At 69.6% G+C, this 12,249-nt stretch carries 14 protein-coding genes and 1 pseudogene; 11 read left to right on the forward strand and 4 right to left on the reverse strand.

Annotated features, from left to right (window positions below):
• Window positions 1-73: 73 nt before the first annotated feature.
• Complete coding sequence (locus ACWCXC_RS25475) at window positions 74-238, reverse strand: hypothetical protein (RefSeq protein WP_450890638.1); 165 nt, start codon at window positions 236-238, stop codon at window positions 74-76.
• On the opposite strand from ACWCXC_RS25475, the pseudogene ACWCXC_RS25480 reads away from it, so the two are divergent.
• The 9 genes and pseudogenes from ACWCXC_RS25480 to ACWCXC_RS25520 all read left to right on the forward strand — a co-directional run bounded on the left by ACWCXC_RS25480 (window position 192) and on the right by ACWCXC_RS25520 (window position 5,836).
• Window positions 192-1,413 (forward strand): annotated as a pseudogene (locus tag ACWCXC_RS25480) (tetratricopeptide repeat protein). The gene ACWCXC_RS25475 and the pseudogene ACWCXC_RS25480 sit on opposite strands and share 47 nt — an antisense overlap.
• A gap of 1 nt (window position 1,414) precedes the next feature.
• Window positions 1,415-1,975, forward strand: a complete 561-nt coding sequence (locus ACWCXC_RS25485) for an NUDIX domain-containing protein (protein WP_450890626.1) — start codon at window positions 1,415-1,417, stop codon at window positions 1,973-1,975.
• A gap of 16 nt (window positions 1,976-1,991) precedes the next feature.
• Complete coding sequence (locus ACWCXC_RS25490; protein ID WP_450890627.1) at window positions 1,992-2,210, forward strand: hypothetical protein; 219 nt, start codon at window positions 1,992-1,994, stop codon at window positions 2,208-2,210.
• A gap of 64 nt (window positions 2,211-2,274) precedes the next feature.
• Window positions 2,275-2,775, forward strand: a complete 501-nt coding sequence (locus ACWCXC_RS25495) for a S1 RNA-binding domain-containing protein (protein WP_450890628.1) — start codon at window positions 2,275-2,277, stop codon at window positions 2,773-2,775.
• 234 nt (window positions 2,776-3,009) lie between these two features.
• Window positions 3,010-4,056, forward strand: coding sequence for a hypothetical protein (locus ACWCXC_RS25500; RefSeq protein ID WP_450890629.1), 1,047 nt, complete (start codon window positions 3,010-3,012; stop codon window positions 4,054-4,056).
• A gap of 325 nt (window positions 4,057-4,381) precedes the next feature.
• On the forward strand, window positions 4,382-4,759 hold the full coding sequence (locus tag ACWCXC_RS25505) for an Imm21 family immunity protein (protein ID WP_450890637.1): 378 nt from the start codon (window positions 4,382-4,384) through the stop codon (window positions 4,757-4,759).
• On the forward strand, window positions 4,704-4,907 hold the full coding sequence (locus ACWCXC_RS25510) for an Imm21 family immunity protein (RefSeq protein WP_450890630.1): 204 nt from the start codon (window positions 4,704-4,706) through the stop codon (window positions 4,905-4,907). The genes ACWCXC_RS25505 and ACWCXC_RS25510 overlap by 56 nt, the downstream gene beginning before the upstream one ends.
• 66 nt (window positions 4,908-4,973) lie before the next feature.
• Window positions 4,974-5,327 carry a hypothetical protein gene (locus ACWCXC_RS25515; RefSeq protein ID WP_450890631.1) on the forward strand — a complete coding sequence of 118 codons (354 nt, stop codon included), beginning with the start codon at window positions 4,974-4,976 and terminating at the stop codon, window positions 5,325-5,327.
• The gene (locus ACWCXC_RS25520) at window positions 5,276-5,836 is read left to right on the forward strand and encodes a hypothetical protein (protein WP_450890632.1); all 561 of its coding nucleotides are present in this window, start codon (window positions 5,276-5,278) and stop codon (window positions 5,834-5,836) included. The genes ACWCXC_RS25515 and ACWCXC_RS25520 overlap by 52 nt, the downstream gene beginning before the upstream one ends.
• 359 nt (window positions 5,837-6,195) lie before the next feature.
• Here ACWCXC_RS25520 and ACWCXC_RS25525 read toward each other — a convergent pair whose 3' ends face one another.
• Complete coding sequence (locus tag ACWCXC_RS25525; RefSeq protein ID WP_450890633.1) at window positions 6,196-6,861, reverse strand: hypothetical protein; 666 nt, start codon at window positions 6,859-6,861, stop codon at window positions 6,196-6,198.
• 133 nt (window positions 6,862-6,994) lie between these two features.
• Here ACWCXC_RS25525 and ACWCXC_RS25530 point away from each other — a divergent pair, with 133 nt between their 5' ends.
• Window positions 6,995-7,552, forward strand: coding sequence for a hypothetical protein (locus ACWCXC_RS25530; protein WP_450890634.1), 558 nt, complete (start codon window positions 6,995-6,997; stop codon window positions 7,550-7,552).
• Between the two features lie 42 nt (window positions 7,553-7,594).
• Here the strand turns inward: ACWCXC_RS25530 and ACWCXC_RS25535 are convergent, their stop codons facing one another.
• Both ACWCXC_RS25535 and ACWCXC_RS25540 read right to left on the reverse strand, forming a co-directional pair.
• Window positions 7,595-9,217 carry a carbohydrate binding domain-containing protein gene (locus ACWCXC_RS25535; protein ID WP_450682732.1) on the reverse strand — a complete coding sequence of 541 codons (1,623 nt, stop codon included), beginning with the start codon at window positions 9,215-9,217 and terminating at the stop codon, window positions 7,595-7,597.
• A gap of 245 nt (window positions 9,218-9,462) precedes the next feature.
• On the reverse strand, window positions 9,463-10,269 hold the full coding sequence (locus ACWCXC_RS25540; protein ID WP_450890635.1) for a lytic polysaccharide monooxygenase: 807 nt from the start codon (window positions 10,267-10,269) through the stop codon (window positions 9,463-9,465).
• 301 nt (window positions 10,270-10,570) lie between these two features.
• Here ACWCXC_RS25540 and ACWCXC_RS25545 point away from each other — a divergent pair, with 301 nt between their 5' ends.
• Window positions 10,571-12,187, forward strand: a complete 1,617-nt coding sequence (locus tag ACWCXC_RS25545; protein ID WP_450890636.1) for an amidase family protein — start codon at window positions 10,571-10,573, stop codon at window positions 12,185-12,187.
• The last annotated feature ends 62 nt before the right edge of the window (window positions 12,188-12,249 follow it).

Consider the following 12,249-nt stretch of genomic DNA (forward strand, 5'->3'; position numbering starts at 1 on the left):
CGGCTGTCGATAAGTGAACCGTCCGCTACGCAGAGTGGGTACGGTGTGAGCGAGGCCAAGCGGTATACACGGTTTACGGATCCGGAGCGGAGGCGATCGTGCCGGCACCGACCAGCGCCAACTCCCGCCTGCGCGAGACGATCAACGCCGCCGGGTGCACGTACGAGGCACTCGCCAAGGACGTACGCCGCATCGCCGCCGAGAACGGCGAACTGCTCCAGACGAACAAGTCGGCCATCTCCCACTGGGTGCGCGGTGCCCGCACGCCGACCGGCCAGGCAGGCCAGTACCTCGCCGAAGCTCTCTCCCGGCGGATGGGCCGCGTAGTCACCCGGACGGATCTCGGCCTGCACTCACCCGACACGGAGTCGCCGCGCGGACGTCGAGCGCCGCCGCTTCCTCGCCATCGCCGCCTTCACCACGGCCGGCGTGGCCATGCCGCTCCTGCACGACCACGAAGCCACCTCGCGGATGCTCCGCGCCCGCACCGCCCGCTCCCTCGTCGGCAGCGACGACATCGACGTCGTACGACAGATCACGGCAGCCTTCAGCGCCGCCGACGAACGGCTCGGCGGCGGGCACGGCCTGACCACAGTCACCGCGTACCTCGCCGACACGGCAGCCCCTATGCTGCGCGGACGGTTCTCCTCGGAAGCCTTACGCCAGGTCGCCTTCGGTGCTGTCGCCGAACTCGCCTACCTCGCAGGGTGGAAGCACCACGACCTCGGCCACGAAGGCGCTGCCCAGCGCTATTACCAGGTCGGCTACCAGCTCGCCTGCGAAGCCGACCCCCACGGCCATGCCGCCTGGATGATGCGCGCCCTCGCCCATCAATCCCTCAGCCTCAAGCAACCCCACCACTGCGTGGACCTCGCCAAAGGCGCGCTCGCCCGCGGCCTCGGCCACGTGGACGGCCAGACCGAAGCCCTCCTCCACATCACGCACGCCCGCGCCTACGCAGCCGTTGGCGAAAACCCGTTGGCCGCCCGAGCTCTCCTCGCCGCCGAAGACGCCCTCCTGCGCGAGGACGGACCTCAGCCCAGCTTCTCCCGCGTCAGCGGCCCCGCCGCCGGCACCGTGGCCAGCCACACCGCCCGCACCCTGACCGACCTCGCCGACCACATCGGCACCGAACAGCAGCACCGCGACGCGCTCACCCGTTGGGACCCCGAGAAGTACAAGCGCGTCCACGCCCTCACCCACGCCGACCTCGGTGACAGCCTCGCCGCCCAGACCCGCGCCGACGAAGCTGTCGCCGCTTGGACCCAGGCCCTGGTCCTCATGGAGGGCATGACCTCCGACCGCACCCGCAAGGCGATCACCTCGATCCGCTCCACGCTCGCGGTCTACCAGCGCCGCCGCGTCCCCGGCGCCGCAGATCTCGCCCGCCGCGCCCGCGAGGCGCTCGCCTAACATGCCCCACAACCCGCCCGACGAAGGGAACACCGTGACCCAGCAGACCGACGCCCGGCCCAAGGCCCTCAAGCCGGCGCTCGAATCGATGACCCTGCTGGTCGCGGCCGTCATCGTCCACGACAAGGCCACCAACCGCGTCGTCCTCCTCCAGCGCAGCGAGAACGCGAAGTTCGCCCAGGGGATGTGGGACCTGCCCGTCGGCAAGTGCGAGCCGGGCGAGCCCATCACCGAAACCGCGGTCCGCGAACTCCACGAGGAGACCGGCCTCACGGTGAAGCCGGAGTCCCTCAAGGTCGCCCACATCATCCACGGCGCTTGGGGTGTCGAGGCCCCCAACGGCTTCCTCACCGTCGTCTTCGCAGCCCACGAATGGACCGGCGAACCCGAGAACCGCGAACCCTGCAAGCACTCCCAGGTCCGCTGGGTCGACGCCGACGCCATCCCCGAGAACTTCGTGGACACCACCTCAAGCGCCCTCCACCGATACCTCACGGGAGGCCCGGAGGTCTCCCTGAACGGCTGGAGCCAGGCTCACTTCCATGCCCGATCCAACTCCTGACCCTCGCCTGCAAGCCTTGATCAACCAGCTCCAGCCGGGCCCCGTGAGAACGGTGGAAGTCATCGGGTTCGACGGAGCGGATGTCCTGGTGAAGCTTGTGGATGGCGAAGGAGAGAACGCCGAGATCGGTCGGATCCCCCGGCACGAGGCTTCGATGCGTCGGCTGGAGCACCCATCCGAGCTCTTCAAGATCGGCCAAAAGATCAACGCCGAGGAGATCGGACGTTGGGGGTGAAGGTCAGCTTCATCTCTCCACCAGGGCATGCGAGATCCCATCCTTGCGATCCTTTCTCCTCTCCATGGAACGCGGACAGGTTGTCACCGGGACCGTCGCGGAAGTGCACAACTACGGGGTCTTCGTCCACCTCGACGGCGAGCCTGATGGCTTGTGCACCGAATTCATCCGAGTGCCAGACCTGACGTGGTCTCGGATCGACCACCCCTCCGAAGGCGCCCAAGCCGGCCAGCGGATCACGGCGGAGGTGATCGTCGCCGAGACGCGATCCGGACAAGTCACCGTCTCGCTGAAAGCCTTGCAGGAAGATCCATTCATCCGTTTCGCGGACCAGGTCGGCCGCGTCGTCACAGGACGGATCACCAAGATCATTCCCTTCGGCGTGTTTGTGCAGCTTGCTCCGGGGGTCGAAGGGCTCCTTCACATCTCAGAGCTGACCGACGAGCCGGTTGAGACCCCTGACCAACTCGTCCGCGAAGGCGAGCTGATTACAGTGAAGGTCGCCGAGGTCGACCTTCAGCGTCACCGGGTGCGGTTGTGCGCTGCTGACGGAGCGGGCAGCTAGTGACGTGAGTCGGAGATTCTTTCTTGGGCAGTTCGCCCGCTTCCCTGCACTGTGGCAAGTGATGCCACGACAAGCCAAACCTCGGTCGGAAGCAGACCCGACCACCGACCGATAGTGGTCGAGGACTACCGAGGAACATCCGACTCAGGTCACTGGGGTCGTTCCGAAACCGGTGGATCCTTCACTGCAGGCGAGTCACAATCCGGCTGGGAACTGGGGCGAGGGGGAAACTGTTTGGACGTGTTCGCGTGTGCCGAGTGCGGCACGGAGCTGACGGCACCGGTGTCCCAGGTCGCCCTCCCCGTCCACACCCACCACGGAGGGTGGGAGGAACTCCATCCGCCGCTGATGGAGCCCGCCACGTACGCCGTCGACCCCCGGCCCACTGGACCACCCTGGAGGTCGTGGGAGGAGGTCGGAGAAGACGCGGCCGCACGACAGGGTGTCTACGCCCCTGTGCATTCGGTTTCCTTCGGCGCGCGGAACAGGATCGTCATCGCCCCCGGCGACTCCCGGTCCATGGCCCTGATCCCCGAGAAGTGCGAGGGCTACTGCCAGGGTCTGGACGGCCGGGACGGTCCCAACCTGGCGTGCGAGGGGTGCGGCCGGGCCGTGGCGACCCGCATGGACGACTGCGGATCATGGCAGGCGGTGTGGCTGGAGCCCAACGCAGTCGTACCCCGCCCCTCGGGACACCTGGCCGGTCCACCGCCCAGTTGGGACGATCTGGAGCGTGTCGAGCACCGCGTCCCACCCGTCGAACCCGACGGGTCGTGGAGTCGCCGCTGGGAGGCGGCGGTCGGAGTCGCGCTGGCCCACCTTGTGGTGACCACCGAGGGGCACCCGGTGGCCCTCCCCTCCGGCCCTGTCGCCGAGCTGCTCGGCCACGCCGTCAACCGGTACCTACCCACCGGGCCTGGAGCCCGGTCCGTGGGGCTGGCCGGCCCAGGGATCCGCACACCCCGGCCCCGCCCCGACGTCCTCCTCGTCCCCCGCCACCCCCTTACGGGCGCGCCTTGGCGCCCGCTCGGCGACGAGGAGGCTGTGGTACCGCTGGACAACGGAGTCTGGGCGTACCTCGCCCACCCGGGCGAGACCTCGCCGATGCCCGCGACAGGGGTTCTGCCGGAGGGCGTGCTGCGCGACGACTACCCCCTGCCGCCGCACCCGTGGTACCCGCTGGCGCCCCACCACCGCGCCTTCGAGTACACCCTGGTCGGGCTGCCCGCCGTACGAGGCCCCCGGCTGCGCAGGTATCGCGACGCATCCCGCCAGTCTTGAATCGGAAGATCCCCGGTAGTTCTCCGCCTCGATCGATCGATGCCCGGTCCGCTTCCGGCCGGAGTTCGGCTCACCTCGGCATGGCTGGCCGCAGTTCCGGAAGTCGGACGAACTGCCTAAGAATCTCCGCCTCAGGTCACTAGCGCTGGCCCGCTGGATCACGCATCGGCTGTCACGTACTGGGTCGGGCCTGAGCCGCCCAAAACTGGTCGGCACGTGCCCGCAGAGAGGCGTTGTCAGTGCCTGAGTGCACACTGCCGCTATGAAATCCCCCTCGTCCATCACAACCGAGACGTCACACGCCCCCTTTGACTGGGTGGAGTCGATGGGCGGTCCCCTGATCGTGATTCCCGTCTCCGCGCTGGACGCGTGGCGCGGGTGCACGGAGAGCGGGATGGTCGTGGGGGACGGGGTCGATCCGGACGACTACGACAGAGCCTGCGCGGTGGACGATCTGGCCGGCGCGATCGCCGTCGGCGGAGACGGGGTGCAGGCGCTGGTCCTGGGGGACGAGCCCGCCACGACCTGTTACATGCCTGAGCATCACGTCTTCCTCCGCTGGCTCGCCGCCGACTCTGAAACCGGGCTCAAGGCCGCGGCCGAAGGCTGTCCTCGCAGATCCCGCCACCCAGTGGGAGAACTGCGGGATGTGGATCACGGACGGTCCCGCTGTGCTCATGGACTCCGCCGAAGCAGGTGCTGAGCTGAACGTGGAGTATCCGGGTGGTGGACTTCCTGCACAGGCAGGAGTCTCGCTGCCCCCTGGCCGCTGGAGGGCCCGCGCCGTCCGCACCGAGGCCGACAAGGAGAACTGGGTTGGCCTGGTGCAGCTCCTGGCCGTCGCGGACTAACGCGTCGTCTCGTTCTCGCTGTCAATTCACTGCCGGGTGGTGATCCGCGTCGCTACCCTCCACGTCATGCCGAAAAAGCTCATCCAGCCCACCTACGACGAGCTGATCGCCGAGGCCATCGTGAACGCAGCCATGGGCCCCGTGAGGATCCGCTTCGATGACCAGAGCGCGCCGGGGCTCGTCGACTTCGGGCTGGGACCCCAGCTGGACTCCGAAGTAACGGATGTCTTGGAGGTCTCGTCCAAGCGGGATCGAGACACCAACGCGATGTGGCAGCAGATCAACCGGGTCTACGACGGGCGTGTCCATGAGGGGCTGCACTGCGGATGGGCTGTCCAGTTCCAGCACGGCGCCACCATCGGCAAGGGGTGTCGAACCGTGTCATCGCCTTCCTCGTTGATCTCGAAAAGCGAGCCATAACCAAGGTCAGCTCGGACCCGGCCGATCTCTTCCAGGCGGGGAACCAGTTTCCCTCGACCGATAACCTGCGCGATGCGGCCACCGCTCACGAACTCGGCCTCAACGTCGTGCACCAGATCGGGGACTCACCCGACCTAGCAGGACGCATCTTCCCCTCCAGTTTCGTGCCCACTGGTATTGCCCGAGCGACAGCCGATGCAGTCTCCCCTTACGTCAACGACTTCCTGGACACGACTACGGGCGCCAACAAAGTAAAGAAGTTGGCCGAGAAGGGCTCAGGCAAGCGGCAGCACCTCTTCATCTGGTCTGACATGTCACACACGAGTGTTGGGTTCGCGTTGAAACGGGGCTGGCTTCCGAGCGACGCACCGACGGTGCCGGACCACATTCACACCATCTGGCTGGGCAGCTTCTTCTCGTTCGAGAACGTGTACACGTGGCGTTGCGAAGAAGGGTGGCGGGTGCACCGCGTTGCCGAGGTTGTTGATTCGGTGGAACCGCCAAGCTGATGACGTAAGCGGGCCGGCTCCATGGAACGGCTTCGATCCTGCTGGCCCCTGGGCAGTCCGCACACAGTCCGCAGGACACCCGATCAAGACCGTCGCGCCCCATCGCCACCAATCACCAAAAGGCCAGGTCAGCGCCCCGCAGGAAACATCCCCGCAAGTCACCGACCTGGCCCATTACTAGGAGACCAAGAAGGCTTGATCTCCCTCTGGACGGCCTGACCCGCACTTTCGCAGGTCACTCCGCTCAGCTGCCCGCACCCGGGCCGCGGTGCGCCGACCACGGCGTTGCCGGCGGCCCGGGTGCGGTCCGCTATTCGGGGCCGTTGACGGGGACCGGCGAACCCCGTCGGACGGCAAGGTCAGTCGACGTCGTCCGCATCGCCTCGCAGTCCCCACGCGTCGAGTCCGGAGTAGACCACCGCGACGCGCCCCCGCGGGAAGTTGAGCGCCGTGGCCTCCCCGCCGTAGAGCGCCACCAGGGAGTCCGGCCCTCTCCACCAGGTGTCGGACAGGCCCTTCACCTCGCGCACCGGGGCAAAGCCGTTCAGGTCGACACTCTCGGTGTCGTCACCGGCGAACGTGGTGACCTGTTTTGCCCACAGGGGTGCGTGGTGAGCCAGGGCGACCGACTCCACCCAGCCCTCGACAGTCGCGTGGAGGGGAGCCCATTCGTCTCCCTGGATACCGAACTCACCCGACGGACCGATCATGAATGCGTAGGGAACTGCCGTCCGCTGCGTTCCCGCTTCGAACCACCACCCCGCGGAATCCTCTTCGGGCGAGTCCGGGTCGAGGCACTTGGGACCGCCGTCGTACTGCGGTGCGGGAGGCAGGTGCAGACCGCCCCATCGCTCCTGGTAGGCCGCCATGCGATCGATTACCGCTGCCGGAACGTCCCGCTCAAGCCACCATTGCCGGTGCCCCTCGACGGGGCGTACGTCGACCTTGACGCCATGCACGGCGACGAAGCGCCGCGCTCGTCGGGTCAGGCCGTCGGGCACATCGTTGATGAGGTGAGGATGCACCCGGGGGACGCTACCCAGGCGCTGCGGAAAGGACATCCCGTTTCACCCGCACCCCGAACGGCGGGCCGGCTGGAGTCACCGCCCGGGTGAAACGGCAGCAGGCACGACGCCGCACCCTCACTACGCTGCCCGTATGGACACCCCCCTCACCCCCGACACCGCCCGCGCACTCCAGCGGATGCTCCGGACCGAGATCGGGCCCGGGCTCGGTGAGGGGGAGATCGACGCCGTGGAGCGGAGGTTCGGGTTCGTTTTCGCGGAAGATCACCGGGGGTTTCTCGCGGCCGGGCTGCCCCGGGGGTCCGCGCGCTGGCCGGACTGGAGGGACGGTGACCCGGAGGAGTTGAGGGCTTGGCTGGCGCGGCCGGTGGAGGGGGTGCTGTTCGACGTGGAGTACAACGGGTTCTGGTATCCGGGGTGGGCGCCGCGGCCCGGTGACACGGACGAGGCGGTACGGGTCGCCCGGGGGGAGCTGGGGGGTGTGCCGCAGTTGGTGCCGGTGTACGGGCACCGGTATCTGCCGGGGGTGGCGGGGGCGTACGGGCATCCCGTGCTGTCGGTGGTCCAGACGGACATCATCGTGTACGGGAACGACCTCACCGACTACGTGCACCACGAGTTCGGCGGGCGGGCGAGTGACCTCGGGGGGCGGGTCACCGTGGACTTCTGGTCGTACTTCGTCGAGGAATGACCCGGCGTACGCCCCCGGAGGGAGGGCGTACGCCGGGGTGGGTCACCCGGTGAACCCTGCGGTGATGGAGGTGAACTGCCACGCCGGGCGGTCCCGGTTGACGGCCCAGAAGGCGAGCCGGCCGAGGTCGTGGGCGTTGGCCCAGTCGCGGATCTGGGTCCAGATCTGCGCGGTGGTGATCTCACCGGCGTCGCTGGAGTCGTTCATGCCGGAGATGCCGATGTGGTTGTAGGCCTGCTGGTCGGTCCAGCCGAAGGTGGAGACCAGCTTGGTCTTGAGGCCCTCGGTGGCCTTGACGGTGTTGCCGTACATGTCGGCCTGGCCGCCGAAGTTGAACGGCATGATCGTGAAGTTGTCGATGTCGGCGCCGAGGGCCTGGGCGCGTTCGATGAGGCGGTTGCCCCAGGAGTTGGGGCCGGTGTTGAGGGTGGGAATGGTGACGATCGTCCGCAGGCCGGGGTTGTTCTGCTTGACGGTCTTCAGGGCGCCGAGGATGCGGTCCTGGACGGCCGCGTTCTCGAACTCGTCGGTGTTCTCGATGTCGATGTCGATGGCCTTGAGGTCATAGGCGTCGATGACCTTCTGGTACGCGCCGGCGAGCGCCTCGGTGGTGGAGCAGTTGGGGCCGAGCTTGTTGCCGCTCCAGCCGCCGATGGAGGGGACGATGTCGCCGCCGGCCGCGCGGATGGCCTTGATGGCGGCCTCGTCGGAGCCGCCGGTCAGGGGCCGCTGGCTGTCCCAGGCGGGGTTGCAGCCGTTCTGGGCGAGGATGAAGGCCATGGTGTACCACTTGATGCCGGTGGCCTGCATGACCTCGGTCGGGCTCGGCGGGTTGCCCCAGCCGAGGTAGAGGTACGGGGCGGCCTGGACGAAGCGGTCGCCGTTGCCGCTGCCTTCGCCGGTCGTCACCGTGAGGGGCGCGGAGTCGGGGGACACATTGCCCGCGCGGTCCTTCGCCCGGACGGTGAAGCGGTACGCGGTGCTGGGCGCGAGCCCTCCGACGGTGGCCGTGGTGCCCGTCACCGAGGTCGCGAGGGTGCCGTCGCGGTAGACGTCGTAGCCGGTGACGCCGACGTTGTCGGTGGCGGCGCTCCACGCGAGCGAGACGCTCGTGGCGGTGGTGCCCGTGGCGTGCGGGGCACCCGGGGCCGAGGGGGCCTGCGTGTCGTCGGTGCCGCCGGGGCCGTCGAGGCTGACGTCGTCCGCGTAGTACGTGCCCTGCCCGTACCAGCCGTGGAGGTAGACCTCGGCGCTCCGCTGCGAGGCTCCGGTCGTGAAGGAGACCTTCAGCTGCTTCCAGTCGGGCGCGGAACCGGTCCAGGTCGATGTTCCTCCCTCGACCCCGAGGTACGTGTAGGAGCCGCGCACCCAGGCCGAGAGGGTGTACTGCGTGCTGGGCTGTACGGACACGGTCTGGGCGCACCGTGCGGTGTCCGAGGCGCTCACGGCGCCGGCCAGGGCGCGCGTGCCGCCGTGGACGGGGGTGCTCACGACGGAGCCGGTGTTTCCGGAGCAGGTCCAGCCGCCGAGGGTGCCCGACTCGAAGCCGGGGTTGGTCAGCAGGTTGGCCGCCTGGGCGGTGGCGGGCGTCATCAGTGCGCCGGCCGCGCCGAGCAGGGCGGCCGTGGCGCAGGCGAGCAGACGAGGGCGGTTTCGCGTTCTCACGCTGTCTCCCGGTGGGGTGGAGGAGATCCGATGCGGGGGTGGAGGAGATCCGTTGCGGGGGGGTGGAGGAGATCCCCTGCAGGGGGGTGGAGGAGATCCCTTGCGGGTGGTGCGAGGGTGCGAGAGGTGATGCGGGGGGCGTGCAGGGGGTGCGAGGGGTGTGCGCGGAGGCCGGCGCGGCTCCTCGTAGGGCCGCGCCGGCCGGTCGTGCTCGATGCGGGTGGTGGTGCTCGGTGGTCCGGGGATCAGCAGGCGCCGAGGTCCTCCCAGACGCCCCAGTCGCCGGTCGTCCCGGGCTCCTCGCCCGTCACCCACCACTTGGCCCGCCAGGTGTGGCCGTTGTGGGAGACGGTCTCGCCGCCGTTGTAGATGGTGCCCGCGGACCAGGCCCCGGCCGTGCAGGTGCCCGGCTCCTCGCCGCCGCCGGTGGAACCGCCCGTTCCGCCGTCACCGCCACCGGTTCCGCCCGTACCGCCCGTACCGCCGTCACCGCCGCCGGTTCCGCCGGAACCGCCACCCGTGCCGCCGTCGCCACCGCCGCCGATGTTCACGTCGATGCAGGCGTAGAACGCGTTGGCCGTGTCGGCGATGTTCCAGACGGCGAGCACCTTCTGCCGGCCGGTGAAGCCGCCGAAGTTCAGCTGGTGGCTGACCGAGGCGGCCGGGATGCGGCCCCCGTCGTTGAACTGGGCGATCTTCGTGTCACCGATGAAGTACTGCCAGTTGCTGGTGGCGTGCCGTGCCTCGATGGTCCACGTCAGGGTCTCGGTGGTACCGACCGGGGTGACGCGCCAGCCCTTGGAGTCGTCGTTCAGATCGGCCCAGCGGGCATCCCCGCCGTTGCACGTGCGGAGCCCCTTCGGGCCCTCGACGCTCGCCGGCTCCCACTTGATCTGGCCGCACTTGACCACGCCGTTGGCGCACTGGTCCTGCCGGCTGGCGGGCGAGACCACCCAGCCGTGGGCGCTCGCCGAGGGCGCCGGGAGGCTCAGTGCCACTGCGGGGGCGACCAGGGCGCCCAGGGCCACGGCCCACATTTTTTTCATGCGCATGACATCAATTTCCCTTCGGTTCACGTCGGGTCCGCCCGGGGGAACGTACGACGTTGCCGGTGAGGCAACCCCACATGCGAAGGTCTAGACCGACGCTTGCAGGTCTAGACCTTAGCGAAGGAGTGGGGGCCGTCAAGGGGGCGAGTACGGCCCTCCGCACCCTGCGGCATCGGGGCGCCGCCTCCGACCTGCATCGCGAACACCCCGTGCAACAGCGAGAGTTGAGCGGTCCGGTGGCGCGGCGCAACGAAGGATCGGGACCTCTTGTGCCGCCCGGCCCCCGTGTAGTGGGGTGTCCGCCATGAAGACGAGAAGCATGGCGGCCCTGACCGCGATCCTGGTCGTGGCCCCGTTGGTCGCGGCGGCACCCGGTTCCCCGGCTGCCGCCCAGTCCCGCCCCGGCGGCTCGGCGCGATCCGCCGAATCCACGCTGGTCGGCGGCATCGATCTCGACACGGTCACCATTCCCGAACTGCAGGCCCGGATGGATCGCGGTTCCCTCTCCTCGGTCCGGCTGACCCTCGCGTACCTGCGGCGCATCAAGGCCGTGGACCCGAGGATCAACGCCGTCCTGCGCACCAGTCCGACGGCCCTGACACAGGCGGTGGCCAGCGACATCAGGCACCGCCTCGGCAGGACGCGCGGTCCGCTGGACGGCATCCCGGTCCTGCTCAAGGACAACGTGAACACCCGCGACCTGCCGACGACGGCGGGCTCGCTGGCACTGGCGGGCAAGCCCCCGGCGTCCGACGCCGAGCTGGTCACCAAGTTGCGGGCCGGAGGCGCGGTCATCCTCGGCAAGGCCAATCTCTCCGAGTGGGCCAACTTCCGCGGCGCGCGGCCGACCTCGGGCTGGTCGGCGGTGGGCGGCCAGACCCACAACCCGTACGTCCTGGACCGCAACCCCTGCGGATCGTCCGCCGGTTCGGCCGCCGCGCTCGCCGCGTCACTGGCCCAGGTGGCGATCGGCACCGAGACGGACGGGTCCATCGTCTGTCCCGCCGGAATGAACGCCGTCGTCGGGCTCAAGCCGAGCCTCGGCGTCGTCAGCCAGTCGGGGGTCGTCCCGATCTCCGCCGAACAGGACACGGCCGGACCCATGGCCCGGAACGTGATCGACACCGCGCTCACCCTGTCCGTGATCGGCGGCGGCACCGTACGCGCGGCGGGCAACCCGGCCCTCGCCGAGGAGGCGGCCCGGCCCGGCGCCCTGCGCGGCAAGCGCATCGGCCTGTGGCGGCTCCCGGTCCTGGGCGCCGAGGTGGACGCCCTCATGACGCGTACGGCCCAGCGGCTGCGGGCCTCGGGCGCGACGGTCGTGGAGGTGGACCTCCCCTACCAGGACCGCCTGGCCGAGCTGGAATTCCCGGCGCTGCTCAGCGAGTTCCACCGGGACATCGACGCCTATCTCGCCACCCGCGAGGGGCCGCGCGATCTGGCCGCGCTGATCGAGTTCAACCGGACCCACCCGGGGGAGCAGACCTGCTTCGCCGGACAGGAGCTGTTCGAGCAGGCGCTCGTCGCGCCGCCCACCACCGATCCGGCGTACGTGGCGATGCGCGCCGAACTCGCCGACCTCTCCCGGCGCTCGATCGACGAGGTCATGGCCGAACACCGGCTGGACGCGATCGCCTCCCCGGCGAACCCGCCCGCCTGGACCACCGACTGCGCCCGGGGCGACAACGACGTGATCCCGTCGTCCACCCCCGCCGCCGTCTCCGGCTACCCCTCGCTGTCCGTGCCCGCCGGCTTCGTCGGCGAACTGCCGGTCGGGCTGCTCCTGATGGCCGGCCACCACCAGGACGCCGACCTGCTCTCCCTGGGCGCGGCGGTCGAACACCGGCTGGACGGCCGCCGGTCCCCGCGCTACCTGCCCACCCTGCCGGTCCCCGGCACCTCGGGCGGCGCCACCCGCTGACCACGGCGGGGGGGGGGCCCCCCGCCCCCGCCCCCCCCGGCCGCGCCCCCCCGGGTGAGGGG

It is taken from the genome of Streptomyces sp. NPDC001515 (assembly GCF_053597115.1).

Coding starts and splice junctions, on each gene's coding strand:
- ACWCXC_RS25510 (WP_450890630.1), top strand. CDS start 4,704: ATGTGGATCACGGACGGTCCCGCTGTGCTCATGGACTCCGCCGAAGCA.
- ACWCXC_RS25475 (WP_450890638.1), bottom strand. CDS start 238: ATGGCCGACTTGTTCGTCTGGAGCAGTTCGCCGTTCTCGGCGGCGATG.
- ACWCXC_RS25545 (WP_450890636.1), top strand. CDS start 10,571: ATGAAGACGAGAAGCATGGCGGCCCTGACCGCGATCCTGGTCGTGGCC.
- ACWCXC_RS25515 (WP_450890631.1), top strand. CDS start 4,974: ATGCCGAAAAAGCTCATCCAGCCCACCTACGACGAGCTGATCGCCGAG.
- ACWCXC_RS25485 (WP_450890626.1), top strand. CDS start 1,415: ATGCCCCACAACCCGCCCGACGAAGGGAACACCGTGACCCAGCAGACC.
- ACWCXC_RS25530 (WP_450890634.1), top strand. CDS start 6,995: ATGGACACCCCCCTCACCCCCGACACCGCCCGCGCACTCCAGCGGATG.
- ACWCXC_RS25505 (WP_450890637.1), top strand. CDS start 4,382: ATGGGCGGTCCCCTGATCGTGATTCCCGTCTCCGCGCTGGACGCGTGG.
- ACWCXC_RS25540 (WP_450890635.1), bottom strand. CDS start 10,269: ATGCGCATGAAAAAAATGTGGGCCGTGGCCCTGGGCGCCCTGGTCGCC.
- ACWCXC_RS25495 (WP_450890628.1), top strand. CDS start 2,275: ATGGAACGCGGACAGGTTGTCACCGGGACCGTCGCGGAAGTGCACAAC.